Annotated in this window: 24 protein-coding genes and 4 tRNA genes; 8 read left to right on the forward strand and 20 right to left on the reverse strand. The window is 61.1% G+C overall.

Annotated features, from left to right (window positions below; genetic code table 11):
- Together SJH88_RS10960 and SJH88_RS10965 are read left to right on the forward strand one after the other, a co-directional pair.
- On the forward strand, positions 1-653 hold a 653-nt coding region (locus SJH88_RS10960; RefSeq protein ID WP_274754494.1), incomplete at its 5' end, for an SPOR domain-containing protein.
- Positions 654-807: 154 nt separating this feature from the next.
- Positions 808-1,128: an I78 family peptidase inhibitor gene (locus SJH88_RS10965; RefSeq protein WP_270148740.1), complete on the forward strand. Its 321-nt coding sequence runs from the start codon at positions 808-810 to the stop codon at positions 1,126-1,128.
- A 140-nt stretch (positions 1,129-1,268) separates the two neighbouring features.
- On the opposite strand, the gene hemW is transcribed toward SJH88_RS10965, so the two are convergent.
- From hemW to SJH88_RS10985, 4 genes are all read right to left on the reverse strand, one after another.
- On the reverse strand, positions 1,269-2,516 hold the full coding sequence (gene hemW / locus SJH88_RS10970; RefSeq protein WP_270148742.1) for a radical SAM family heme chaperone HemW: 1,248 nt from the start codon (positions 2,514-2,516) through the stop codon (positions 1,269-1,271).
- A gap of 79 nt (positions 2,517-2,595) precedes the next feature.
- Positions 2,596-3,204, reverse strand: a complete 609-nt coding sequence (gene rdgB, locus SJH88_RS10975; protein WP_270148745.1) for an RdgB/HAM1 family non-canonical purine NTP pyrophosphatase — start codon at positions 3,202-3,204, stop codon at positions 2,596-2,598.
- 154 nt (positions 3,205-3,358) lie between these two features.
- On the reverse strand, positions 3,359-4,279 hold the full coding sequence (locus tag SJH88_RS10980; protein WP_042417277.1) for a PP2C family protein-serine/threonine phosphatase: 921 nt from the start codon (positions 4,277-4,279) through the stop codon (positions 3,359-3,361).
- Positions 4,276-5,289, reverse strand: a complete 1,014-nt coding sequence (locus SJH88_RS10985; protein ID WP_270148748.1) for a serine/threonine protein kinase — start codon at positions 5,287-5,289, stop codon at positions 4,276-4,278. The genes SJH88_RS10980 and SJH88_RS10985 overlap by 4 nt, the downstream gene beginning before the upstream one ends.
- 91 nt (positions 5,290-5,380) lie before the next feature.
- Here SJH88_RS10985 and SJH88_RS10990 point away from each other — a divergent pair, with 91 nt between their 5' ends.
- The 4 genes from SJH88_RS10990 (at position 5,381) to SJH88_RS11005 (ending at position 9,561) form a co-directional block, all read left to right on the forward strand.
- The gene (locus SJH88_RS10990) at positions 5,381-6,274 is read left to right on the forward strand and encodes a YicC/YloC family endoribonuclease (protein WP_042417376.1); all 894 of its coding nucleotides are present in this window, start codon (positions 5,381-5,383) and stop codon (positions 6,272-6,274) included.
- Between the two features lie 69 nt (positions 6,275-6,343).
- Positions 6,344-6,964: a guanylate kinase gene (gene gmk, locus SJH88_RS10995; protein WP_042417271.1), complete on the forward strand. Its 621-nt coding sequence runs from the start codon at positions 6,344-6,346 to the stop codon at positions 6,962-6,964.
- A 19-nt stretch (positions 6,965-6,983) separates the two neighbouring features.
- Positions 6,984-7,187: a DNA-directed RNA polymerase subunit omega gene (rpoZ, locus tag SJH88_RS11000; protein WP_042417268.1), complete on the forward strand. Its 204-nt coding sequence runs from the start codon at positions 6,984-6,986 to the stop codon at positions 7,185-7,187.
- Between the two features lie 109 nt (positions 7,188-7,296).
- The gene (locus SJH88_RS11005) at positions 7,297-9,561 is read left to right on the forward strand and encodes a RelA/SpoT family protein (protein WP_234686751.1); all 2,265 of its coding nucleotides are present in this window, start codon (positions 7,297-7,299) and stop codon (positions 9,559-9,561) included.
- 322 nt (positions 9,562-9,883) lie between these two features.
- Here the strand turns inward: SJH88_RS11005 and greB are convergent, their stop codons facing one another.
- From greB to SJH88_RS11040, 7 genes are all read right to left on the reverse strand, one after another.
- Positions 9,884-10,447, reverse strand: coding sequence for a transcription elongation factor GreB (greB, locus tag SJH88_RS11010; RefSeq protein ID WP_274754495.1), 564 nt, complete (start codon positions 10,445-10,447; stop codon positions 9,884-9,886).
- A 95-nt stretch (positions 10,448-10,542) separates the two neighbouring features.
- Positions 10,543-10,619: transfer RNA gene (locus SJH88_RS11015), tRNA-Arg, on the reverse strand.
- Between the two features lie 136 nt (positions 10,620-10,755).
- Positions 10,756-10,832: transfer RNA gene (locus SJH88_RS11020), tRNA-Arg, on the reverse strand.
- A gap of 131 nt (positions 10,833-10,963) precedes the next feature.
- Positions 10,964-11,040, reverse strand: a tRNA-Arg gene (locus SJH88_RS11025).
- Between the two features lie 134 nt (positions 11,041-11,174).
- Complete coding sequence (locus SJH88_RS11030; RefSeq protein WP_274754496.1) at positions 11,175-12,275, reverse strand: hypothetical protein; 1,101 nt, start codon at positions 12,273-12,275, stop codon at positions 11,175-11,177.
- A 130-nt stretch (positions 12,276-12,405) separates the two neighbouring features.
- A complete protein-coding gene (locus tag SJH88_RS11035) occupies positions 12,406-12,975 on the reverse strand; it encodes a helix-turn-helix domain-containing protein (protein WP_274754497.1) in 570 nt (189 codons plus the stop codon).
- Between the two features lie 222 nt (positions 12,976-13,197).
- Positions 13,198-13,584 (reverse strand): hypothetical protein, encoded by a 387-nt coding sequence (locus tag SJH88_RS11040; protein ID WP_274754498.1) that lies wholly within the window; start codon positions 13,582-13,584, stop codon positions 13,198-13,200.
- 164 nt (positions 13,585-13,748) lie between these two features.
- Between SJH88_RS11040 and SJH88_RS11045 the strand changes: the two genes are divergently transcribed.
- Complete coding sequence (locus tag SJH88_RS11045) at positions 13,749-14,369, forward strand: recombinase family protein (protein ID WP_274754499.1); 621 nt, start codon at positions 13,749-13,751, stop codon at positions 14,367-14,369.
- Here the strand turns inward: SJH88_RS11045 and SJH88_RS11050 are convergent.
- The 7 genes from SJH88_RS11050 to serS all read right to left on the reverse strand — a co-directional run bounded on the left by SJH88_RS11050 (position 14,366) and on the right by serS (position 19,398).
- Complete coding sequence (locus SJH88_RS11050; protein ID WP_274754500.1) at positions 14,366-15,004, reverse strand: hypothetical protein; 639 nt, start codon at positions 15,002-15,004, stop codon at positions 14,366-14,368. The two genes, SJH88_RS11045 and SJH88_RS11050, sit on opposite strands and share 4 nt — an antisense overlap.
- 7 nt (positions 15,005-15,011) lie before the next feature.
- Positions 15,012-15,359, reverse strand: coding sequence for a hypothetical protein (locus SJH88_RS11055; protein WP_274754501.1), 348 nt, complete (start codon positions 15,357-15,359; stop codon positions 15,012-15,014).
- Positions 15,352-15,738, reverse strand: a complete 387-nt coding sequence (locus tag SJH88_RS11060; RefSeq protein WP_331699745.1) for a TIGR04255 family protein — start codon at positions 15,736-15,738, stop codon at positions 15,352-15,354. Before SJH88_RS11060 ends, SJH88_RS11055 begins: the two co-directional genes overlap by 8 nt.
- The gene (locus SJH88_RS11065) at positions 15,711-16,109 is read right to left on the reverse strand and encodes a TIGR04255 family protein (protein ID WP_274754502.1); all 399 of its coding nucleotides are present in this window, start codon (positions 16,107-16,109) and stop codon (positions 15,711-15,713) included. Before SJH88_RS11065 ends, SJH88_RS11060 begins: the two co-directional genes overlap by 28 nt.
- Positions 16,110-16,201: 92 nt before the next feature.
- Positions 16,202-17,815: a DUF6538 domain-containing protein gene (locus SJH88_RS11070; protein WP_274754503.1), complete on the reverse strand. Its 1,614-nt coding sequence runs from the start codon at positions 17,813-17,815 to the stop codon at positions 16,202-16,204.
- Between the two features lie 115 nt (positions 17,816-17,930).
- Positions 17,931-18,020, reverse strand: a tRNA-Ser gene (locus SJH88_RS11075).
- 61 nt (positions 18,021-18,081) lie between these two features.
- Complete coding sequence (gene serS / locus SJH88_RS11080; RefSeq protein WP_274754504.1) at positions 18,082-19,398, reverse strand: serine--tRNA ligase; 1,317 nt, start codon at positions 19,396-19,398, stop codon at positions 18,082-18,084.
- A gap of 142 nt (positions 19,399-19,540) precedes the next feature.
- On the opposite strand from serS, the gene SJH88_RS11085 reads away from it, so the two are divergent.
- Positions 19,541-20,209: a CBS domain-containing protein gene (locus tag SJH88_RS11085; RefSeq protein WP_045266355.1), complete on the forward strand. Its 669-nt coding sequence runs from the start codon at positions 19,541-19,543 to the stop codon at positions 20,207-20,209.
- A 147-nt stretch (positions 20,210-20,356) separates the two neighbouring features.
- Here the strand turns inward: SJH88_RS11085 and ispH are convergent, their stop codons facing one another.
- Both ispH and SJH88_RS11095 read right to left on the reverse strand, forming a co-directional pair.
- On the reverse strand, positions 20,357-21,349 hold the full coding sequence (ispH, locus tag SJH88_RS11090) for a 4-hydroxy-3-methylbut-2-enyl diphosphate reductase (RefSeq protein ID WP_270148760.1): 993 nt from the start codon (positions 21,347-21,349) through the stop codon (positions 20,357-20,359).
- Between the two features lies 1 nt (position 21,350).
- Positions 21,351-21,827, reverse strand: coding sequence for an FKBP-type peptidyl-prolyl cis-trans isomerase (locus SJH88_RS11095; protein WP_042417254.1), 477 nt, complete (start codon positions 21,825-21,827; stop codon positions 21,351-21,353).
- Positions 21,828-21,906 lie beyond the last annotated feature (79 nt).

Below are 21,906 nucleotides of genomic sequence, written 5' to 3' on the forward strand. Positions count from 1 at the left end.
CGCAGCCCGTGGCCTTCACGCCCGCGGCCGCCCCTCCCGCCGACACCGCACCCGCGGCACCCGAGCTGTCCCTCGTCACGCTGGCGCAGGCCGTGCCCGCCACGCCCGAAGCCGCTCCAAAAACGGCCCTGGTCGCCGAGCCTGCGCCAGCTGCTGCCGCTGCACCGGCCGCTGTGCCTGTGCCGGCAGCCGCCTTGGCCGCAGCATCGCCCCCCGCAACGCCGCCAGCCCCGGCCAAGGAGGCTGTGACACCGCCCGCGCCAGCCGCCAAGGCCGCTGCACCGGCCAAGCCCGACAAAGCCGAAAAAACCGACAAGGGCACCAAAACCGCCAAGACCGAGAAAGCCGACAAGGCCCCCAAGAGCGCGCCCGAACCCAAGCCGGCGCCCGCCGCCGCCAACGGGCGCCTGGTGCCCGGCAAGTTCTACCTGAACGCCGGTGTCTACGCCCAGGCCGCGAATGTCGACAAGGCCGTCCAGCAATTGCAGGGCGCCAAGCTGAATGCCCTGCGCCAGACCGTCAGCAGCAGCAAGGGCGATCTCACACGCCTGCGCATCGGCCCGTTCGACACGCGCCAGCAGGCCGAGCAGGCCGCCGCCAAGGCCAAGCAGCTGCGCATCGACGCCAGCGTGTTCCAGCATCCGCGCGGCTAGGTGCGTTTTGCCGTGGCGAGGCCATGGTGGCAGGGCCCACGAACATGCACCCGCCACACTGGCTTGCAGGCCGACACAAACCGTCACACATGAAGTGCAAAATGGCCGACATGGGCTGGTATGGTCCCTGCATGTTCAAGAAGGAGCCCGTCCCATGCACGCTGGATTGCACGCACTTGCCATGACCGCGGTGGCCGCCCTGGCCGCTGGCTGTACGCTGACGCCGCCCCGCGCCGGTGGCGCAGGCCCCCAGCAGGCCCCCCGCACCGTGCAGAACTGCAACCCGGACAAGGCGCAATGGGCCGTCGGCAAGACCAACACCGAGCACAACGTGTCTGAGGCCCGCAAAAAGGCCGGCGCCTACATGGTGCGCGTGCTGCGCCCCGGCCAGGCCGTGACCATGGAGTTCAACGCCGAGCGCCTGAACCTGGAAGTGGACGCCACCGGCCGCATCGTCGCGGCACGCTGCGGCTGACGCTTTTGATAGCAGGTCACGCAGCAGGCACGGCTGCTTTCAGCACCTAACGACCTGAAAACCAGCAAGCACCTGCGCGAGGTGCTTTCTTTTTGGGAGTTGCACAGACCCGGACCGCAAGGCCCCGGGCACCCAGTCGCTCAGGCATCGCCCAGGAACAGCGCCTGCAGATCGCTGAGGAAATCAAAGCCGCGCTCCGTCGGGGTCACGCGCCCGTGCTGGCGCAGCACCAGGCCCTTGCGCTCGGCCTCGTCCAGGGCCGCGCTGATGGTGCTGATGGGCAGGCCGGTGCGGTCCAGGTAGTCCTGGATGGCAAAGCCACCGCGCAGGCGCAGCGCGTTCAGCATGTACTCGAACGGCAGGTCCTTGCGGCGCACGTCCTCGTCGCTGGCCAGGGCACGCCCGGCCAGGGCGGCGTCCATGTAGCGCTGCGGATCGCGCAGCTTCACCTGGCGCACCACGCGGTGCGCAAAGCTGAGCTTGCCGTGCGCCCCCGCGCCAATGCCCAGGTAGTCGCCAAACTGCCAGTAATTGGTGTTGTGGAAGCACTGGTGGCCTTCGCGCGCATAGGCCGAGATCTCGTAGCGCTGCATGCCTGCCGCACCGGTCATGGCGGTGATGCGATCCAGCATGTCATAGGCCGTGTCCTCCTCGGGCACCACGGGCGGGAACTTGGCGAAGTAGGTGTTGGGCTCGATGGTCAGGTGGTAGATGGAGATGTGCGGGGGGTGGAAACCCAGCGCCGTCTCCAGGTCGCTCACCAGGTCGGCCTCGGTCTGCCCCGGCAGGGCGTACATGATGTCGAGGTTGAAGGTCTCGAAAGCCTCGGCCGCCTCCTGCACCGCCGCACGCGCCTGGGCGCCGTCATGCACCCGGCCCAGGGCCTGCAGGAAGCGGTCGTCAAAGCTTTGCACGCCGATCGACAGGCGCGTCACCCCGGCATGTCGGTAGGCGCGAAAGCGCTCCTTCTCGAAGGTGCCGGGGTTGGCCTCCATGGTGATTTCGCAGTCCGGCTCCATGCGCAGGCGTGCGCGCAGGCCGCTGATCAGGCGGTCGATGCTGTCCGGGCTGAACAGGCTGGGCGTGCCGCCCCCGATGAACACGCTGTGCACGGTGCGCCCCCAGATCAGGGGCAGGCTGGCCTCCAGATCGGCCATCAGGGCGTCGATATAGCGTTGCTCCGGGACACCACCGTCGGCCTGGCTGCGCTGCTCGTGCGAGTTGAAGTCGCAGTATGGGCACTTCTTCAGGCACCAGGGCAGGTGGATGTACAGCGACAGCGGCGGCAGCGCCGGCAGGCCCAGCGTGCCGGCGCGCATGTAATGCTGCACGTCCTTGGGCGGCTGGCCCAGGGCTGCGGTCTCTGCCGGATTAATAGGAATATTCATCGCATTCAAACGTCAATCGGTACTCAGGCTGCGCGACAGGGCACCCGCGGCGGCGGCACAGCCCTCACCCGCCTCTGCCTCAGGCCGCGGCCAGCCACGTGGTGCGCAGCAACTCCATCATGGCGCGCGTGCTGCGGCCGCGGTGGCTGTGGTCGTTCTTGAACTCGGGCGCCATCTCGGCAAAGGTCTTGCCGATCTCGGGAATGATCAGCACCGGGTCGAAGCCGAAGCCGCTGCTGCCGCGGCGCTCGGTGGCGATCTCCACGTGCACGCGGCCCACGGCGATCAGCGGTTCGGGGTCCTTGGGGTGGCGCACGCCCACCAGGGTGCTGACCATGGCGGCCTGGCGGTTGGCGTGCGGCGCCAGGTTTTCCAGCAGGCAGGTGACGTTGTTGACGTCGCTTTTCTCGTAGCCGTAGTGCGTGCAGTAGTAGGCCGTGTCCACGCCGGGCTGGCCGTCGAAGGCGTCCACGCATAGGCCAGCATCGTCGGCAATCGCCGGCAGGCCGGTGCGCTCGGCAGCAAAGCGCGCCTTGCTCAGAGCGTTTTCCACAAAGGTGCCAAAGGGCTCAGGGGCTTCGCCCTCAAACAGATCGCCCTGGCAGATCAGCTCCACGCCCAGCGGGGCGAACATCGACTGCAATTCGGCCAGCTTGCCGCGGTTGTTGGAGGCGAGAACAATTTTCATGGGTCCAATCAGGCACTCACGCAGACATGGCAAGCGCCCATAGCTATCTATTTTGATATTGATGACAAGGCCGGCGCATCCGCTCTGTGCCAGCCAGCTCCCAGTGTGCGACAAACTGCAAGCCCATGTGGGCCACTGGAGTGGTCAGGCCGACTCAGGACTTGCGCGCGGCCGAGCGGCGGATGGCGGCGTTGATCTCGGCGATGTTGCGCTCGATCTCGTCCTCGTCCAGGGGATCGTCCAGCGTGTCCAGCTCGTGCGAGGACTGGATGGTGGAGGCAAACCACTGCGTGGTCGTGGCGGTATCGGTCTCCACCCCGTGCTGGCTGTGCACGTCCTCCGGCACTTCCCACTCCATGGCCAGGGCCGTGACGTTGTCGCTCTTGTTGCCGGCAATCTGCAAGGCCGAATCCACCAGCGCCGGGATGGCGTGGTCCACCGGCAGGATGGACAGGCCGTGCAGCAGGGCCGGCTCTTTGAGCACGCCCCACAGGCCGTCGGAGCACAGCAGCAGCCGGTCGCCGCTGCGCAGCGGGTGCGGGCCGCTGACATCGAAGATGGGCATGCCGGAGGCCCCCAGGCAGGTGAACAGCACGTTGCGATTCAGCAGCCGGTGCGCCAGCAGCAGCGGCGTGGCCGCGCCGCGCTCCATCTCTAGGTACGAGTGGTCGCGCGTGCGCGCCAGCAGCTTGCCGTCGCGCACCCAGTACAGGCGCGAGTCGCCGCAGTGCAGCCAGGTCGCCTGCCCCCCCTGCACCACCGCGGCCACCACCGTGGTGCGGGGCGAGTCCGCCATCTTCTTGAGCTTGGCATAGCGCTGGATGTGCTGGTGCGCCGTGATGACCGCACGGTTCAGGAAGTCCGTGGGATCGGCCAGCGCCGGCGTCGCCTCGCGCTGGAACTGCGCCGCAATGCTCTGCAGGGCCAGCTGCGCGGCCACCTCGCCCTCGGCATGGCCGCCCATGCCGTCGGCCAGCAGGAACAGCGCCGCATCGCGCGTGTAGCAGTAGCCCATGCGGTCTTCGTTGACGGCACGCCCGCCGCGGCGGCTGAGCTGGAAGACGGAGAATTTCATGGTGCCTTGATGCGGACCGAGGTTTCACCCGGCGACTGGGTCTTGCGCCCCTCACCGATCAGCGAGTCCAGCTGCAGCCGTACCTTTTCCGACACGCTCAGCGGGGTGTAGCGGCGCTCGGTTTCATGGCTCAGGGCCTTGTGAAATGCAAACACCGACTGTGGCCGGTCCAGCGGGTCCAGGGCCATGGCCCACTGCACCAACTCCAGCAGGTTGTCGGAGTACACGCCGCGCAAGCGCGCCAGGGCCACCAGCAGGCGGTCCTTCTCACGGCGGCTGGGCACATCGGCCGGGGGCTGGCCGGTCATGCAGGCGAACATGCAGGCACCGATGGCGTAGATGTCGGTCCACGGGCCCATGCTGCCGTTGCGCCGGTACATCTCGGGGGCCGCGAAGCCGGGGGTGTACATGGGGCGGATGAAGTTGCCCTCTTTGTTCAGCACCTCGCGGGCCGCGCCGAAGTCGATCATCACCGCGCGGTCATCGTCGGTGACAAAGATATTCGCCGGCTTGATGTCCAGGTGCAGCATCTTGTGCTGGTGCACGATGCGCAGTCCGCGCAGCACCTCGTCAAACAGCGAGCGGATGGACGATTCGCGCAGCACCTTGGCGTGCTGCTGGGCCCGCGCCGTCACGATGTATTCCTGCAGCGAGGCGCCACGCAGGAAGTTCATGACCATGTAGACGGTTTCGTTCTCGCGGAAGAAGTTGAGCACGCTCACCACCGAGGCGTGGGAAATTTGCGTCAGTGCGCGGCCTTCTTCAAAAAAACTTTTCAGGCCCAGCCGGTACAGCGACAGCTTGTCCTGCGCCACCTTGGGCACCAGCTCGCCCGGTGCACGCGTGGCCAGGGCCGCCGGTAAATATTCCTTGATAGCCACGTCCTGGCCCTGCCGGTCCTGCGCCAGATAGACCACCCCAAAGCCCCCCGAGGCCACCTTGCGCACCACGCGGTAGTCGCCAATCACGGTATCGGGTGGCAAGGGCGCTGGCTTGATCCGGGAAGACATTTTGTGCAGGTAAACCTCAAGGTCGGAGCGGAAACCGGATAATCAGGGGATTGCAAGCAACCAAAAGAAACGTCCAATGGCAGTTTACAGCATGACCGGATACGCCAGCGTCCAGCACACGCCGGCGTCCATCGAGGACAACACCTCTGCGCCCAATGTGCGTCTGGGGCTTGAAATCCGCGCCGTCAACAGCCGCTTTCTGGATCTGACCTTCCGCCTGCCCGATGAGCTGCGCAGCCAGGAACCCGCCCTGCGCACCCTGCTGACCCAGCGCCTCAAGCGCGGCAAGGTGGAAGTGCGCGCCGCCATCGATGTGGACACCTCCGCCTCGCTGCCCCAGCCCACGCCCGCCCTGCTGCAGCGCATGCAAAGCGTGCAGGACCTGGTGCAGGCCTGGCTGCCCGACGCCAAGGGCCTGTCCGTGGCCGATGCGCTGCGCCTGGCCGGCAGCGGCAACGCCGTCTGCGTGGACTGGCAGGACATCGTGCCGCAGGTGGCCGACAGCGCCGTGCAGGCCCTGGTCGAAGCCCGCGCCCGCGAAGGCGAGCGCCTGGCCGAGATGCTGCAGGACCGCGTGCAGCAACTGCGCACACTGGCCAGCCAGGCCGGCCCCCTGGTGCCGCAGCTGGTCGAGCAGCAACGCCAGCGTTTCCTGGACCGCTGGCAGGAAGCCATGGGCCTGACCGAAGGCCAGGTGGCTCCCGAAGCCGCACGCGAGCGTGCCCTGTCCGAAGCCACGGCCTTTGCCATCCGCATCGATGTGGCCGAAGAGATCACCCGCCTGGACTCGCACCTGGACGAAGTCGAGCGCCTGCTGAAAAAGGGCGGCGAAATCGGCAAGCGCCTGGACTTCCTGATCCAGGAAATGCACCGCGAAGCCAACACCCTGGGCTCCAAGTCGGCCGCCCTGGACCTGACACGCATCAGCGTGGACATGAAGGTGCTGATCGAGCAGATGCGCGAGCAAGTCCAAAACATTGAATAACCACCGTTAAAAACCTCAGGGCGCGCAAGCGCCCTTTTTGCAAGGTCGCCACAAGCACCACCGCTGTTTATGGAACACCCCGGAAACCTCTTTGTCGTCGCAGCTCCCAGCGGAGCCGGTAAATCCAGCCTGGTCAAGGCATTGCGCTCGTTCGATGCGCGCGTCTACCCGTCCGTGTCGCACACCACGCGTGCGCCGCGCGGACAGGAAAAGCATGGCCGCGAGTACTTCTTCGCCTCCGAGCAGGAGTTCGACGCCATGGTCGCCAACAATGCCTTCGTCGAATGGGCGAACGTGCATGGCAAGCGCTATGGCACCTCGAAAAAAGGCATCCAGGACCGTCTGGCCAATGGCGAGGACGTGCTGCTGGAGATCGACTACCAGGGCGCCCTGCAGGTGCGCGAGTCCTTTCCCCAGGCGGTGCTGATCTTCATCCTGCCCCCCAGCTGGGAAGAGCTGCGCTCGCGCCTGGAAAACCGTGGCGAAGACGCCCCGGAAGTCATCGAACTGCGCATGAAGAATGCGGAAGAAGAGATGGCCCAGGTCGGAAAATTCGACTTCGTTATAATCAACGAGTTGTTCGAGAGCGCGCTCTTTGACCTGAAAGCGATCATTCACGCCCAGCGCCTGAAGTACGTGTCGCAACGCCGCCTGCGTGGCGACGTGTTTGATTCGCTCAACCTATCCTGAATTCCCCCGGAGTACCCTGATGGCACGCATCACCGTTGAAGATTGCCTGGAGCAAATCCCCAACCGCTTCCAGCTTGTGCTGGCCGCGACCTACCGCGCCCGCATGCTGAGCCAAGGCCACACCCCCAAGGTGGAATGCCAGAACAAGCCCGGCGTGACCGCCCTGCGTGAAATCGCAGAAGGCAAGGTGGGCCTGGAAATGCTGAAAAAAGTGCCAGGTTAAGCCTGTTCGCTGTTTTCAAGTCTGTGCAAGTCGGCAGACAATAGAAGCACCGTATCGCGGTGCTTTTTTTACTATGTCTATCCCCGCTTTCCCGCGATACATTTAGGGCATGAACGCGGCTTTCAATTCCAAAACAGACGACATCCCCCGAACCTCGCCCGACGTGTCCCTTGATGCACGTTTGGAAGTTGCGGCCCGCGTTTCTGCTGCGCATTTCGAGCGCATGCTGGACTATCTGTCCTATCTGCCACCCGCTGACATCGAACTGGTGCGCCAATCCTGGCGCTACGCCGACAAGGCCCACACCAACCAGTGGCGCAGCAGCGGCGACCCCTACATCACCCACCCGATTGCCGTCGCCACCATCTGCGCGCACTGGAAGCTCGATGCCCCGGCGCTGATGGCCGCGCTGCTGCACGATGCCATGGAAGACTGCGGCATCACCAAGCAGGATCTGGACGAGCGCTTCGGCCCCGTGGTGGCCGATCTGGTGGACGGCCTGACCAAGCTGGACAAGCTGCACTTCAACACGCGCGAAGAGAACCAGGCCGAGTCCTTCCGCAAGATGCTGCTGGCCATGGCCAAGGACGTGCGCGTCATCCTGATCAAGCTGGCCGACCGCACCCACAACATGCGCACCATGGGCGACATGCCGCGCAGTAAGTGGAACCGCATCGCCTCCGAGACCCTGGAGATCTACGCCCCCATCGCCCACCGCCTGGGGTTGAACCAGACCTACCGCGAGCTGCAGGACCTGTCCTTCCGCTACCAACGCCCCTGGCGCTACGAGACCCTGGAAAAGGCTATCACCAAGTCGCGTGCCCGCCGCCACGACCTGGTGCTGCGCGTGCAAAACGAGATTGCCGCCGAGTTCGACCGCGTCAACCTGCCCGCCCGTCTGGCCGGCCGTGAAAGCACGCTGTACTCGCTCTACCAGAAGATGCTGCGCCACCACCTGACCTTTGCGCAGGTGACCGACATCTACGGCTTTCGCATCATCGTGCCCACGGTGACCGACTGCTACACGGCGCTGGGCATCCTGCACCAGATGTACAAGCCCGTGCCCGGCAAGTTCAAGGACCACATTGCGATTGCCAAGGCCAATGGCTACCAGTCGCTGCACACCATGCTGGTCGGCCCCTCGGGCGTGAACATCGAGTTCCAGATCCGCACCGAGCCCATGCACATCGTGGCCGAGGCCGGCATTGCCGCCCACTGGCTGTACAAGTCGCAGGGCAAGCAGGAGGTGCTGAACACCAAGTGGCTGCAGTCGCTGCTGGACATCCAGACCGAGACCAACGACGCCACGGAGTTCTGGGACAACGTCAAGGTGGACCTGTTCCCGGACTCCATCTACGTCTTCACGCCCAAGAGCAAGATCATGGCCATGCCGCGGGGCGCCACGGTGGTGGACTTTGCCTACGCCATCCACAGCAACATCGGCCACCACACCGTCTCCGCCCTGATCAACGGTGAGCCCGCCTCGCTGCGCTCCGAGCTCAAGAGCGGCGACGTGGTGCAGATCATCACCGACGACAACGCCAACCCCAACCCGGCGTGGCTGGGCTTTGTGAAGACCGGCCGCGCCCGCTCCAAGATCCGCAACTACCTCAAGACCGCGGCGCACAGCGAGTCCATGGTGCTGGGCGAGACCCTGCTGGCCCAGGCCCTGCGCGAAGAAGGCATTGCCACCGTGCCCGGTGACGACGAGGCCAACAAGGCCCTGTGGGCGGCCGTGCTGCTCAAGGCCAACAGCCCCAGCCGCGAAGACCTGCTCACCGACATTGGCATGGGCCGCCAGGCCGCCGGCTGGGTGGCGCGCCACTTCATGGCCGAGCTGTCCAGCCAGGGCCAGCGCCCTGACGCCCTGCTGCTGACCCAGGAACGCTTTGGCAGCCAGAGCCTGCGCAGCCACAGCACGGTGGCACTGGACGGCAACAGCAACAGCTCCGTGCGCTATGCCAGCTGCTGCCGGCCCGTGCCCGGCGACCCGGTCGTGGCCTATTTGGGCCGTGGCGACGGCCTGCACGTGCACAACGCCCAGTGCGTCAATGCCAAGCGCCTGCAGCACACCGACAGCGAACGCTTCGTGCCCGTGGAATGGGCCGAGGAAAGCCGGCAAAAGCTGTATGACAGCGGCATCCGCGTCACCATCCACAACCAGAAGGGCGTGCTGGCCCGCGTGGCCACCGAACTGAGCAACGCCAACGTCGACATCCGCCGTCTGGAGATGGACGACGAAGCCGCCATGCAGACCACCGAGCTGCGCTTCATCGTCTCCGTGCACGACCAGCAGCAGGTGGAGGCCGCCCTGCGCAGCCTGCGCCGCGTGCCCACCGTGGTGCGCGCCGCCCGCATCCTGCCGCTGGAATAAGCCGCGCGCACGCTGGTCACCGCATGCGGCCCTTGGGGCCGCATTTTTTATGCACCTTGATCAAAACAAGAGCTGCCTGCGCACGTGATGCGGACGTTTCAGATGGTTTTCATTCTGAAATTCAGCATAGACGCGCGCAGACAGCTCCTTTTTTTCCTGAGCTTGCCCAATCCGCCAGACCAGACCAGACCAGCCACTGGCACTGCTTCCTGCACCAAGGCAGCGCGCGCCAGCACCGACATATGCACAGACTCAGGTGCAGGAATAAGCAGCCAAGGCGCCCGTTCTCGCCAAACTGCCGTGTGCAGCGGCTGCGCCACGCTCAGACGGCTGGCGGCGGGTACTCCACGTCCAGCACCTCCAGCATGCGCACGCCGGCCGGGGTGGGCAGCGGCACCTCATCGCCGATCTTCGCCTTCAGCAGCGCCCGTGACACCGGTGCAATCCAGCTCACCTGCCCCTGGGCACTGTCGGCCTCGTCGATGCCCATGATGGTGATGGTGCGCTCCACGCCTTCGTCATCGGCATAGGTCACGCGCGCGCCGAAGAACACCTGCTCGCTGCCGTGGTGTACCGACGGATCGACCACCTCGGCCGCTTCCAGCCGCTTGGTCAGAAAGCGGATGCGGCGATCGATCTCGCGCAGGCGCTTCTTGCCGTACAGGTAGTCGCCGTTTTCCGAGCGGTCGCCATTGCTGGCCGCCCAGTGCACGGTCTCCACGATCTTGGGACGCTCGTTGTCGATCAGCTCCAGCAGTTCGGCCTTGAGCGTCTGGTAGCCACGGGGCGTCATGTAGTTCTTGCTGCCCTTGGGAATGACGGACAGGCTGGGCAGGTCATCGTCGTCGTCCTGCCCATCGGTTTCCTTGGTGAAAGCCTTGTTCATGGGACCGCATCTTCACACAAAACCTGTGGCGCCCCGGCGGGATGCAGGGCACAAACCAAAAAGTCCTGACACCTTGCGGTATCAGGACTTCCAATTGGTGCGGCTGGCAGGAATCGAACCCACGACCCCTTGGTTCGTAGCCAAGTACTCTATCCAGCTGAGCTACAGCCGCTAAGCCATCGATTATAGGCCTAGCAATTACCCTTAATTCTCAAAATGATGAAAAAATCTTTTCATCCTCCACATCAACCCCGGAGACATCCAGAAAGACAAAAGCCTCAGAGATGTGCATCTCTGAGGCTTGAATCTGGTGCGGCTGGCAGGAATCGAACCCACGACCCCTTGGTTCGTAGCCAAGTACTCTATCCAGCTGAGCTACAGCCGCTAAGCCATCAACAACCGAAGCTGCTGACTGCATCCAATCGCTTGAATACAGACCTTGCTGTTGCTCAATCAAAAAGCAAGGCTTTCATAAAAAGAGAAAAGCCCTAGAACTTACGTTCTAGGGCTTCAATCTGGTGCGGCTGGCAGGAATCGAACCCACGACCCCTTGGTTCGTAGCCAAGTACTCTATCCAGCTGAGCTACAGCCGCATTGGCGGAGAGGGTGGGATTCAATCCCGCTCCCTATCGCATCCTTGAATCATAACAGCTTTTTGTAGGGCGAAAGAGTTGGAGTATAGCAATTCTCTGTGGCACTCTCCGACACATGCTTCTACTCTCCGCGCTCAGCTCCTCTTAGCACGCTTCTTCGAAGTTGGCGACACCGCCCGATCCATGCTCTTTGTGAGCGCCGCCAGCGCAGCCTTGACCTTGCGGTTCAGCTTTGCATCTGGCGCGGTGTCTTTGCTGTGCTGAAGTGGCCGCCCCTCTGAACCCTCCCAACCGCTGTGCCAGTCAATCACGCGATCTGTATTCCTGGCAATGCTGGCGAGGCCACGGGCGATGGCCTTCCGATACGTCAAGCGCGAGCGCATCCGGCGAAGAAATTCTTCTGGAGGGCGCTTGCCCGTCTTGCGCCTTTTCATGACTGCCGCCCGCAGGTCGCTCTCCACCTGGGCTATGTAGTTCTCATAAATGTCCGCAGGGGACTTCAGTGGCTGGAAGTGCAGCAGGCCTGCCAGTCTGGTGAAGTCGTAGGAGGCCAGCGCCAGCGGGTCTGTGAGGCCGTATTCTTCAAGCGCATCCAGCTGCAACGTCACCTCTGCCCGCGCCCGGTGCTGTTCAGGTGACAGGGGTGCAGCGTTGTTGTCCGTGACCTTCGCGTAGACCCGGTAGGCCTTGGGTGTTGGTTGGTGCCCGTGCTTGGCATCATGGTGCCCGACATACAGCGTTCCACTTGGGGCCAGTAATGGATCAAGGGTGAGTGGCACCACTTGGCCCCCGTGCCGCACGCTAGGGGCGTATTGACGAGCGTGCTCGCCATAGGCAGCGATACCGCCCTGCAGCAACGCGTAGGCGTCGTAGACCGCCTGGGGGTCGTGGCGCGGCTTCAGGTCGAATGCAACCTCAATCGCTGCGATCCGCGCTGGTGCCGCGAATTCAAAGCGAGCAGCTAGGCCGAGCACGACGTGGGCGATCTTGGCTGCGTTGTTGCCGTGGTGGTGCTCTTGCAGCCGGAGCACAAAGCCCGTGGCTGCGTCGGTGCGCTTGTCTACGTTTTGAGGTGTGACGTGAATGACCGCATCGGATGGGCTAAGCCCAAGCAGGCCGTGCAGCTCTGCTTGGACGTATTGGAACTGTGTGGTGCGCCCCAGCGTGACCGCTATGTCCAGCCAGTCGATGGTGGCTGTGGCCTTGAAGTCGCTGAGGTTGATTTCGGGATGCATCGCTAGGCCGCCGTGGTGTTCCGGCAGCTCCTTCCTGGTGGGGTGCGATTTTCAAAAATGCACCCATTTTTTTGAATGGTAGGTATTGAGGGAGTCCCGATTTTTCTAGGACTTCGCTCTGCTGGCTCGGTCAGGACTCTGCCATTTCTATGACAGCTCCAGCCGGTGCGGCTTCCTCGTATGGATTGAACTCGCGTTGCCGCAACTCTTCGATCTGCTCGGCGGTCAGCTCTTGGATCACCAGCTCTGGCAAAGGCTTGTCGTCTGCTGGACGCTCATCCATGCGCAGGCTGTGCCTCCACACGTCCGCCGTGTTCTTCAGCGCCGTTGAGTAGGCCACGATGGCCCGCATGGTTAGTGCCGCATCCTTGGGCGTTGTCGGAGGCTTCTCGGTGACGGTCTCCAGCGTTGCGGCCATCGCTTCGCGGATGGCCTGAACGTGTGCAAGGTCGTCCTGCAGGAGCTGGGCTGCTTGCTGTCGGATTGCATCGTCTGAAGTGATCAGGGCCAGCAGCTTGCTGCGGCTGGCCTCGATCACTTCGGGCAGGGCTGTGCCCTTGGCGGTGCCATGCTTGGCGAAGAGGCGTGCGAGGGTTCGCACGCCGATGCCAAGCTGCTGGCTAATGGCCGTCACTGTGTAGCCCGCCGCCCTCATGCTGAGGGCTTGGGCAACGGCGTCCGGCGCGGTGTTTTTTGTCATTGTCTTGGTCTGTCTAAGACTGTCTCTTGGACTGTTTTAGGAGAGGTGTATCTATGCAGTTTTTAGGAGAGGTGTATCTATGCAGTTATTAGGAGGTGCGTGACTGTCCGAGGGGGGGCAACCAGCACCGCGCTGCCAAAAGCCATTTGGATTCAATGCGTTGACGCTATTGGTGTGCGTGCGTCGGCTGACGATGCGCTGCAAAAGTGGTGCAAAAACCTGTCAAATTTTTGCGGGCGCAGGGCCAAACTGGGCGGCTAGCTCATCGAATGAGGGCAGCGGGGGAACGAGCTGAGTGCTGACGAAATCGGCGGCAGCTTCGACGTTGCCGCAGTTGACCTCCAGGAACTTGGCGCGAGCCATGACGCCGGTATAGCGATCCAGCGCCCGCTCCAGCACGTCCCCAAGGACAGCTGACACAGCGATGCCTTGCCGTGCAGCGACAGCCTCAATCCATTCCATGTGGAGCGGGGCGACACGCATGCGGAAGGTGCGCACGCCTTGCTCTTTCAGCTTCGACTCGCGGCGTTGCATGCGCTCTGCGGCGGTCATGGCCTTGCCTCCAATTGGCTTGCGGCCTCGCTGTGTTTTTGCTTCATTTTCAGTCATGGAGAAACTGTAGCAAATTTCGTAAGACTCTCACATATAAGAACTACAATGTATTGACACTTTTTGGGTATGCCTCAAGCGAACCATCGTTTCTTGGTTCTGCTTATGGGGTTTTATGACCTAAAACGAACCAATCACAAAGAACCATCTAAATCGAACCAAGCATGTTTGTCCGCGCCTATCTCCGAGCCTCAACCCAAGAACAGGATGCAACCCGCGCCCGTGCAGCCCTAGAGTCTTTCGCTGCTGAGCGTGGGCTGGCTGTGGCCGCTTGGTATGTAGAGAATGAATCAGGGGCAAGCCTGAAGCGCCCTGAGCTGTTTCGGCTGCTGGGTGACTGCAAGGCGGGGGACGTGCTGTTGATTGAGCAGGTGGATCGCCTGTCGCGCCTGAATGACGCGGACTGGGAGGCGCTGAAGCGTGAGATTGGAGCGCGTGGCGTGCGCATCGTGGCGCTGGACTTGCCCACGTCCTGGCAGAGCATTGCCACCACGGACGAAACCACGGCCCGCATTCTGGCCGCTGTGAACGGGATGCTGCTGGACATGCTGGCCGCGATTGCCCGCAAGGACTACACAGACCGTCGTCGCCGTCAGGCTGAGGGGATTGCCAAGGCCAAGACTGACGGGGCCTACAAGGGGCGCAGAGAGGACAAGGAGCGCAATGCAGCCATTGTGTCTATGTTGTCCAAGGGTATGACGTGGAGTGAGATTCAGAATGCTACTGGGTGCAGTCGTAGCACGTTGAGCCGCCTTAATAGAAAATCGATAGGAAATAAAAACTAATGCAAATTAGCCAAATTTTGAGAATTTCCATTCTCTATGCTTCCTCGATTTACCCCTTCCATGAATCTGCAAAAATTTATAGAAATTTTAAATAATAGAAGATAGAAACCAAATTGACTCAAACTAGAAATTCTTTTTTTGTCAGGATTTTTTTCAAATACTTCCAAAGGTGTTGAATGCAGATCCTGAAAAAGTGCAATCATCTCTTCATGCACATCTTTTCTCTCGGGAAGATAAAACATCGACGTTATTTTTTGTTCTTTTATTTCTCGAAGATGCGACTGAACCTTCTTAAAATCAATACCATTTGCAAGCAACATATTCTCATATTTGTTAAATGATAAAAGTGTTGCAAAAGAAATCCTTGCTGGAACAAACCTTTTGTTATCCGGGGATATGTCACATGAGTTGGATATTATTATCCCACGGACACCAACCACTTTTTGATTAACAAAATCATATACAGAGAATTTTGTCCAAACGTCTCCCTGCAGCGCATCTTTATCAGCAACATCATAATAATATGATCTTGCGTATTGAGGAAAATCTTTTAACGCCTTAACAAGTGCTTCTTTATCGGCCGCTGATAGATAAGCAGGAATGGCTCGATTGAAATCTTCCGAAGATACAGACATCTAAATTCTAGTCGGCGTATAAATCCGAAATATTTGCAAACAAAATCCTTGAAAACTCCTCCTCCAAAGGCTTTTGCGCCTGAGAAAGATTGGCATAAAAATTAGAAATCTCCCCCTCAAATTCATCAACCAAAAATTCCTTAACCCCAGATGAAGGAATTAGGTTTGCTTCAAAGGGAAGCCCACTGGATGAAATACTCAGCGATCTAACTTTAGGAGACTCAATTTTATGGCTAACATCCTCAAAAAAATCCCCTGCAGAAGACCCAAAAGGCATAGTCATCGCGATTGCGATTCCCATTGCCTTCCAAAGCTGAGTTGGATTTTCCGAAAAGCTTGTTGTGTAATTAGTCATTATATATAGGCCCCAACTCTTCAAATGTCTCTTTAGTCAAGCATTCGAAGAAAATTCTTTTATTTACATCATGGGCAGCATCTAGACTTTCACTCAATATAGAAATAAATTCTCTAGGATCTGATTTTGCAGCTAATGATATAGTATCTATATCAACAATAGAACCTTTAAGCTTGATTCCATCCGATATAACAGCCTCAGCACTGGTTATTAACTGCAATATATTGATGAAATTTTCATCCTTAACCTCAAGCCTTATTTGAGCATTTTCTTTGTCAAGCTTGTAGTTTCCAATGGACAAATTAAGATCCATCCCCCCCGAACTCTTCTCATCCCCGCCTGGAATAAGATCTATATACTTGACAGAATATCTAGATATTTTTCAATCACTCCAGAATTGATTGAAGCTTGACAAATTTTAATAATCGCTTGTTTAAATAACTGCCAGCCTTGATATTTTCCATCCATAGAAATAATTATGGATGTATCACTAATACCAATTCCAAACCCACTCCATCTCAAACGCATCAATGGCGCATTTTGCAGAGCCGGGTCAGTTCGTCGGATTTCCACAGGAATCTGTGCTGTGGGCAAGCTCTCGATACGGACATGCTCCGCACCACCAAGCTCCTGAAATAACATGCCAGGTAGCATGTTCGAAACAGGCACCGCTGAACGGAACCTAACTTCGAACAACGCTTCGATGAGAGGCTCTGCAGTAAGTTTTACCGGCAGCTTTTCTATCTTCATTTTTTAAATAACCAATCTTTTCCGAACTATACACAAGCCACACACACACGCCAAGCCTATAACATACCTCCATAGGCTGATGCAACCATGAGTTAGTGCACACTTTTCACGCAAGTAAGGCCTGTAGGTGCAACAAACTCGATCCCATAGTCCAATTGATCTAGCAGTGCTTGCCGATCCTCTAGCTTGTTTGTGATCGACTCGTCGTTATAGCCAGCCTGCACCGCCGACACACCCGGCACAACCTGTGCATGCCCTGTAATCGACCCCAAGTTCAATGAAGGCTTACTGGCCGTTCCGTAGCTCAGCAGGGTATGCCGGAAAGCGTGCATCCCAAGCAATTTGGCTTTTGGGGTATCGTCCCACAGACCCACATCCCTCAAGAACTGGCGGAACCACTTCTCGGCTTCACCGCTGGCCCGTCCCTTGCTGGGCTTCCACGATGGGAAAAGCCTCCTAGCTCCTGCAGCCTTAAGACGGGTGACATGTTCCACAAAGCCCAGCGCCAGCAGCGTTTTATGAACGGGAACCTTCCGAGAATCACCCGTCTTCACGGATTTCCGAATCCCTTTATCCGCTTCTGTGACGGCGTTAATCCACAGATGCCACACGCCCGATTCTGCGTCTTGGACAATGTCCATCTGCGGATTGAGCTGGCACAGCTCATTGACCCGCGCCCCCGTGAAAAGCCCCAGCATAGGCAGCCAGTATTTATCGTGCTGTGTTGGGTCTGCGGCAAAGCCCTGCAACTCAGGGCCAGCAAACAACCGCACCAACTCAGCAGGCTTGAAAGCCCGTTGTTTGTTAACATCTTCCTCTTGGTCGCCCAGATATTCAATGCCCTTGGTCGTTAGGGTAAGAGGGAAGCCCTGATCGCCATAGTCCCTCTGGGCTGCCTCCAAGAACGGGCGCACCGATGCGATGTAGCTGTCCTGAAAAGTCTTAGGGCCGATGGTTTCTTCGTGCTCCAACTCAGCCAGCTCACGCACCGACAGTTTGAGCTTCCGGCATTGATCAGACCATCGCGGCGGAAGGACGGTTAGAACGTCAAAAAATTCATTGATGTCAGCTTGCCGCAACTCGTTGACCGGTTTGTCCCCCACAACCTCTACCAGCATATTCAAGGCCGGACGGTGCTTTTTCAGCATCTGCGGTTTGCCACGCTTCTCATACTGAGCCAAGAAAGCGTCCACTACGGCCCTCAGCGTTGGGGCTTGCTTTGCTGGGGGTGTTAGAGCCGTCGCCACCAAAGGCTGCTCTGCGGGGACAGCCTGCGCCACCTCCACATGGATTGGCCGCTGCTGAGCCTCTAGTGCTTTGAGAAGAGCAGCATTCTCGGCCTCAAGACGAGCAACCCTGACCGCATCTTCCCTTAGGCGCTCTAACCGTTGCAGCTCCAGCGCATGCAGTCGCTCCACCTCCTGCACTCGTTCCTCTGCATCCTCACGATCCAGCTTCCGCCGCAGCTTTGCCACGACCAGTTGCAGCCTATCGTGATTGATCTCTCTACCCGTCATTGCACGCACTTCATAAAACAAGCGCTTGGCCGCTGCTGCGAACTCAAGGGCAGTCGGGCTTGCTGCTTCGTGATTCGTCTCTGACAAGGCCCTGGTGAACTCGCGTGCACCGATTAGCTGGCGCAGCTCAGGCGGGACTGAGATTCGGAAGGTAAACCCGCTTCCCCTGCGCTGCAGGTAGGGCGCCAAACGCGGCATAAATATCGGTAGGTTCGGGCTACATGTAGCAAGGCCATGTAGCAAAATAAGGAACCTACAAAAAGCAAAAACCCCAGAGTGATTTCTCGCTCTGGGGTTTGCATCTTGGCGGAGAGGGTGGGATTCGAACCCACGGTAGCATTGCTGCTACGCCTGATTTCGAGTCAGGTACATTCGACCACTCTGCCACCTCTCCTGCGTGTCGAAGCTGCTATTGTAGCAGCGTTTTTGACCGCTTCCGGCAAACCCTGAGTTTTTTAGGCCTGCAGGCGTTCCATGCCACCCATGTAGGGGCGCAGCACCTCGGGGATGGCCACCGAGCCATCGGCCTGCTGGTAGTTTTCCAGCACGGCGACCAGGCAGCGGCCCACGGCCAGGCCGGAGCCATTGAGCGTGTGCACCAGCTCGTTCTTGCCCTTGGCGTTCTTGAAGCGCGCCTGCATGCGGCGGGCCTGGAAGGCCTCGCAGTTGGAGATCGAGCTGATCTCGCGGTACTTGCCCTGGCCGGGCAGCCACACTTCCAGGTCATAGGTCTTGGTGGCGCCAAAACCCATGTCGCCAGTGCACAGGCTCATCACGCGGTACGGCAGGCCCAGCTTCTGCAGGATGGCCTCGGCGTGGCCGGTCATCTCTTCCAGCACTTCGTAGCTCTTTTCGGGGTGCACGATCTGCACCATCTCGACCTTGTCGAACTGGTGCTGGCGGATCATGCCGCGCGTGTCACGGCCGTAGCTGCCGGCTTCCGAGCGGAAGCACGGGGTGTGCGCCGTCAGCTTGATGGGCAGCTCCGCCTCCTGCACGACCACGTCGCGCAGGAAGTTGGTCAGGGGCACTTCCGAGGTGGGGATCAGATACAGCGCCTGGTTGTCCGGCACGGGCTCACCCTCCTGGCCGCCCTTCTTGGCGGCGAACAGGTCGCCCTCGAACTTGGGCAGCTGGCCGGTGCCACGCAGCGAATCGGCGTTCACGGCATAGGGCACGTAGCACTCGGTGTAGCCGTGCTCGCCGGTCTGCACGTCCAGCATGAACTGCGCCAGCGCGCGGTGCAGGCGGGCAATGCCGCCCTTCATGACGGTGAAGCGCGAGCCCGACAGCTTCACGCCCATGTCGAAGTCCAGGCCCAGGGGCGTGCCCACGTCCACGTGGTCCTTGACCTCAAAGTCGAAGGCCTTGGGCGTGCCCCAGGTGCGCACGACCACGTTGTCATCCTCGCCGGCGCCCACAGGCACGCTCTCGTGCGGCAGGTTGGGCACGGCCTGGAGCATGGTTTCCAGCTCGGTCTTGATCTGTTCCAGGCGCGCGTCGGATTGCTCCAGCTCGGTCTTGGAAGCGGCCACCTGGGCCTTGGCGGCTTCGGCGCCGTCCTTGTCGCCCTTGCCCATCAGCATGCCGATCTGCTTGGACAGCTGGTTGCGTTGGGCCTGCAGCTCCTCCGTGCGGGTTTGCAAGGTCTTGCGCTCGGACTCCAGGGCCTGGAAGGCTTCCACATTCAGGAAGGCTTGCGGCTTCTTACGGGTTTCCAGGCGCGCAATCGCGGAGTCGAGGTCTTTACGGAGAAGAAGAATGTCTAGCATGGTGGCAATTTTAGTGGGGCGGGCCGGATCGGGACGCCAGCGCCGCAGTGCATCCGCCATTGTGCGGCAGTTGCTGTTCAGTTGCAGGCGGGTGTGCCGATAGAGAGGCAAGGCCCCCGCACACATACAAGGAGATTGGCAGATGTTTTATGTTTTCGGCATCCACGGCCCCATGTACCAGGGGGGACCCGATCGCCTCAGCCAGATTGCGGCCGTGCGCGGCGTGCAACGTCCCAGCGGCCTGCGCGCCAGCAGCAGCGGGATCGAGTCGCAGGAAGCCCAGGCGCGCAACCCGGACCTGCTGCACCACCTGACCGCCCGTGCCCAGGGGGCCGTGTCGGCCTACCTGGGGACCGAGCAAGGCCCCAAGGAAGAGCGCAAGCGCCTGTACCTGGTGCGCGACGTGATGACGCGCGGCGCGGTCACCGTGACGCCCGAGCTGACGGTGGAGCAGGCCTGGCAGGTGCTGGCCAGCAAGAAGATTGCCCAGGCCCCGGTGCTGGATGCCCAGCAGCGCGTGGTGGGCCTGCTGCTGCGCGCGGACATGGCACCGCTGGCACTGCTGCCCGAGCCCGGCGCGCTGCGCGATGCCATCGCCCTGGCCAAGCGCCCGGTGACCGAGGCCATGCTCTCGCCCGTGCCCGCCGTGGCCGAGGACACCGACCTGCGCCGCGTGGCCCATGTGCTGCTGGACACCGGCCTGCCCGGCCTGCCCGTGACCGACGACCTGGGCCACCTGAGCGGCTTCATCAGCCGCACCGACATCCTGCGTGCCGTGGCCAGCGATCCCCCGCTGGACCTGTGGGGCTGAGCGCCGCGGGCACGCAGCGCAGATAAAAAAAGAGCGCCTGGCGCTGGTTAATCGCGGTCTTCAGCATCAAAACAGGCTGAAGTGCTTGCAATACCAGCGCCAGACGCTCTTTTTATGGGAGAGACCGGTGCGTAAAACCCAGGCGCCTCAGGCGCCGGTTTCGGGCGCCTTGCGCACCTCGATCTCCAGGCCCGTGGCCGGATCGATCATCTTCAGGCCCTTGGGCAGCGGGAACTTCATGGTTTCCTCCACGCCGTCCATCTTGCGCACGGAGACCGCGCCCAGCGCCTTGATGCGGGCGATGACGCCGTTGACCAGCACCTCGGGGGCCGAGGCCCCGGCCGTCAGGCCCACGCGGCTGGCCGATTCGAACCACGCCTGCTGCAGCTCGTCCGCATTGTCCACCATGTAGGCGGGCGTGCCCAGGCGCTGCGCCAGCTCACGCAGGCGGTTGCTGTTGGAGCTGGTGGGGCTGCCCACCACGATCACCACGTCCACCTGCGGCGCCAGCACCTTGACGGCATCCTGGCGGTTCTGTGTGGCGTAGCAGATGTCCTGCTGCTTGGGCTCGCGCACATGCGGAAAGCGCGCCTTGATGGCGGCCTTGATGCCGGCAGCGTCGTCCACGCTCAGCGTGGTCTGCGTCACCACGGCCAGCAGCTCGGTCTGCCTGGGCTGGACCCTGGCCACATCGGCTTCGTCTTCCACCAGGTGGATGCCTTCGGACAGCTGGCCCATGGTGCCTTCCACCTCGGGGTGGCCCTTGTGGCCGATCATGAGGAACTCATAGCCCTCCTTGGCCAGCTTGGCGACCTCGACGTGCACCTTGGTCACCAGCGGGCAGGTCGCGTCGAAGATGCTGAAGCCGCGCGCCTGGGCTTCTTCCTGCACCGCCTTGCTCACGCCGTGGGCACTGAACACCAGGGTGGCGCCCGGGGGCACGTCCGACAGCTCTTCGATGAAGATTGCGCCCTTGTCCTTCAGGTCGTTGACCACGAAAGTGTTGTGCACGATCTCGTGGCGCACATAGATCGGGCGGCCGAACTTCTGCAGCGCCCGCTCGACGATCTCGATGGCGCGGTCCACGCCGGCGCAAAAGCCCCGGGGCTCGGCCAGCAGGATTTCCTTGGCGTCGACCACCTCAGAGCACCCCGATGATCTGCACTTCGAAGGTCACGGGCTGGCCCGCCAGCGGGTGGCTGAAGTCGAACAGCACGGCGCCGTCCTCGCGCACCTGCACCACCGAGCCGGCATAGCTGCCCAGCCCGTCGGGTGTGGGGAACTGCACCACGTCGCCCGCGGCGTACTGTTCGTGCGGGTCGCCCAGCTCGTTCAGCAGCTTGCGCGCCACCCACTGCAGCATGTCGGGATTGCGCTCGCCAAAGGCCACGCCGGCGGGCAGCTCGAACGTGGTATGCGTGCCCTCTGGCAGACCGATCAGTTGCTCCTCGATGGCCGGCGACAGCTCGCCCGTGCCCAGCGACAGCGTGCCGGGCTTTTCCAGGAAGGTGTTGATCACATCACCGGCCGGGCCGGCCAGACGGTAGTGCAGCGTCAGGAAGGAGCCCGCTTGTACGGTGGGCACAGAAGTCGTGGTCGAAGGCGCGGAATTGGTCATGGAAGTCCCGATAAACTGGCCGCCATTGTAGAAAACCGGGCATGCCCCTGCGCCCTTGGCGTCTGTTTATCCCACTTTC

Source organism: Comamonas sp. GCA5, assembly GCF_036541385.1.
Taxonomy (GTDB): Bacteria; Pseudomonadota; Gammaproteobacteria; order Burkholderiales; family Burkholderiaceae_C; genus Comamonas; species Comamonas aquatica.

What these genes read in the sequence shown, in the direction of transcription:
- gmk (WP_042417271.1), top strand. Translation starts at nt 6,344, where the DNA reads ATGGAACACCCCGGAAACCTCTTTGTCGTCGCAGCTCCCAGCGGAGCC.
- SJH88_RS11030 (WP_274754496.1), bottom strand. Translation starts at nt 12,275, where the DNA reads ATGCATCCCGAAATCAACCTCAGCGACTTCAAGGCCACAGCCACCATC.
- hemW (WP_270148742.1), bottom strand. Translation starts at nt 2,516, where the DNA reads ATGAATATTCCTATTAATCCGGCAGAGACCGCAGCCCTGGGCCAGCCG.
- SJH88_RS11050 (WP_274754500.1), bottom strand. Translation starts at nt 15,004, where the DNA reads ATGTCTGTATCTTCGGAAGATTTCAATCGAGCCATTCCTGCTTATCTA.
- SJH88_RS10965 (WP_270148740.1), top strand. Translation starts at nt 808, where the DNA reads ATGCACGCTGGATTGCACGCACTTGCCATGACCGCGGTGGCCGCCCTG.
- SJH88_RS11065 (WP_274754502.1), bottom strand. Translation starts at nt 16,109, where the DNA reads ATGAAGATAGAAAAGCTGCCGGTAAAACTTACTGCAGAGCCTCTCATC.
- greB (WP_274754495.1), bottom strand. Translation starts at nt 10,447, where the DNA reads ATGAACAAGGCTTTCACCAAGGAAACCGATGGGCAGGACGACGACGAT.
- SJH88_RS11045 (WP_274754499.1), top strand. Translation starts at nt 13,749, where the DNA reads ATGTTTGTCCGCGCCTATCTCCGAGCCTCAACCCAAGAACAGGATGCA.
- SJH88_RS10985 (WP_270148748.1), bottom strand. Translation starts at nt 5,289, where the DNA reads ATGTCTTCCCGGATCAAGCCAGCGCCCTTGCCACCCGATACCGTGATT.
- SJH88_RS11035 (WP_274754497.1), bottom strand. Translation starts at nt 12,975, where the DNA reads ATGACAAAAAACACCGCGCCGGACGCCGTTGCCCAAGCCCTCAGCATG.
- rpoZ (WP_042417268.1), top strand. Translation starts at nt 6,984, where the DNA reads ATGGCACGCATCACCGTTGAAGATTGCCTGGAGCAAATCCCCAACCGC.
- SJH88_RS10980 (WP_042417277.1), bottom strand. Translation starts at nt 4,279, where the DNA reads ATGAAATTCTCCGTCTTCCAGCTCAGCCGCCGCGGCGGGCGTGCCGTC.
- serS (WP_274754504.1), bottom strand. Translation starts at nt 19,398, where the DNA reads ATGCTAGACATTCTTCTTCTCCGTAAAGACCTCGACTCCGCGATTGCG.
- rdgB (WP_270148745.1), bottom strand. Translation starts at nt 3,204, where the DNA reads ATGAAAATTGTTCTCGCCTCCAACAACCGCGGCAAGCTGGCCGAATTG.
- SJH88_RS11095 (WP_042417254.1), bottom strand. Translation starts at nt 21,827, where the DNA reads ATGACCAATTCCGCGCCTTCGACCACGACTTCTGTGCCCACCGTACAA.
- SJH88_RS11005 (WP_234686751.1), top strand. Translation starts at nt 7,297, where the DNA reads ATGAACGCGGCTTTCAATTCCAAAACAGACGACATCCCCCGAACCTCG.
- SJH88_RS11055 (WP_274754501.1), bottom strand. Translation starts at nt 15,359, where the DNA reads ATGACTAATTACACAACAAGCTTTTCGGAAAATCCAACTCAGCTTTGG.
- SJH88_RS11085 (WP_045266355.1), top strand. Translation starts at nt 19,541, where the DNA reads ATGTTTTATGTTTTCGGCATCCACGGCCCCATGTACCAGGGGGGACCC.
- SJH88_RS10990 (WP_042417376.1), top strand. Translation starts at nt 5,381, where the DNA reads ATGACCGGATACGCCAGCGTCCAGCACACGCCGGCGTCCATCGAGGAC.
- SJH88_RS11040 (WP_274754498.1), bottom strand. Translation starts at nt 13,584, where the DNA reads ATGACTGAAAATGAAGCAAAAACACAGCGAGGCCGCAAGCCAATTGGA.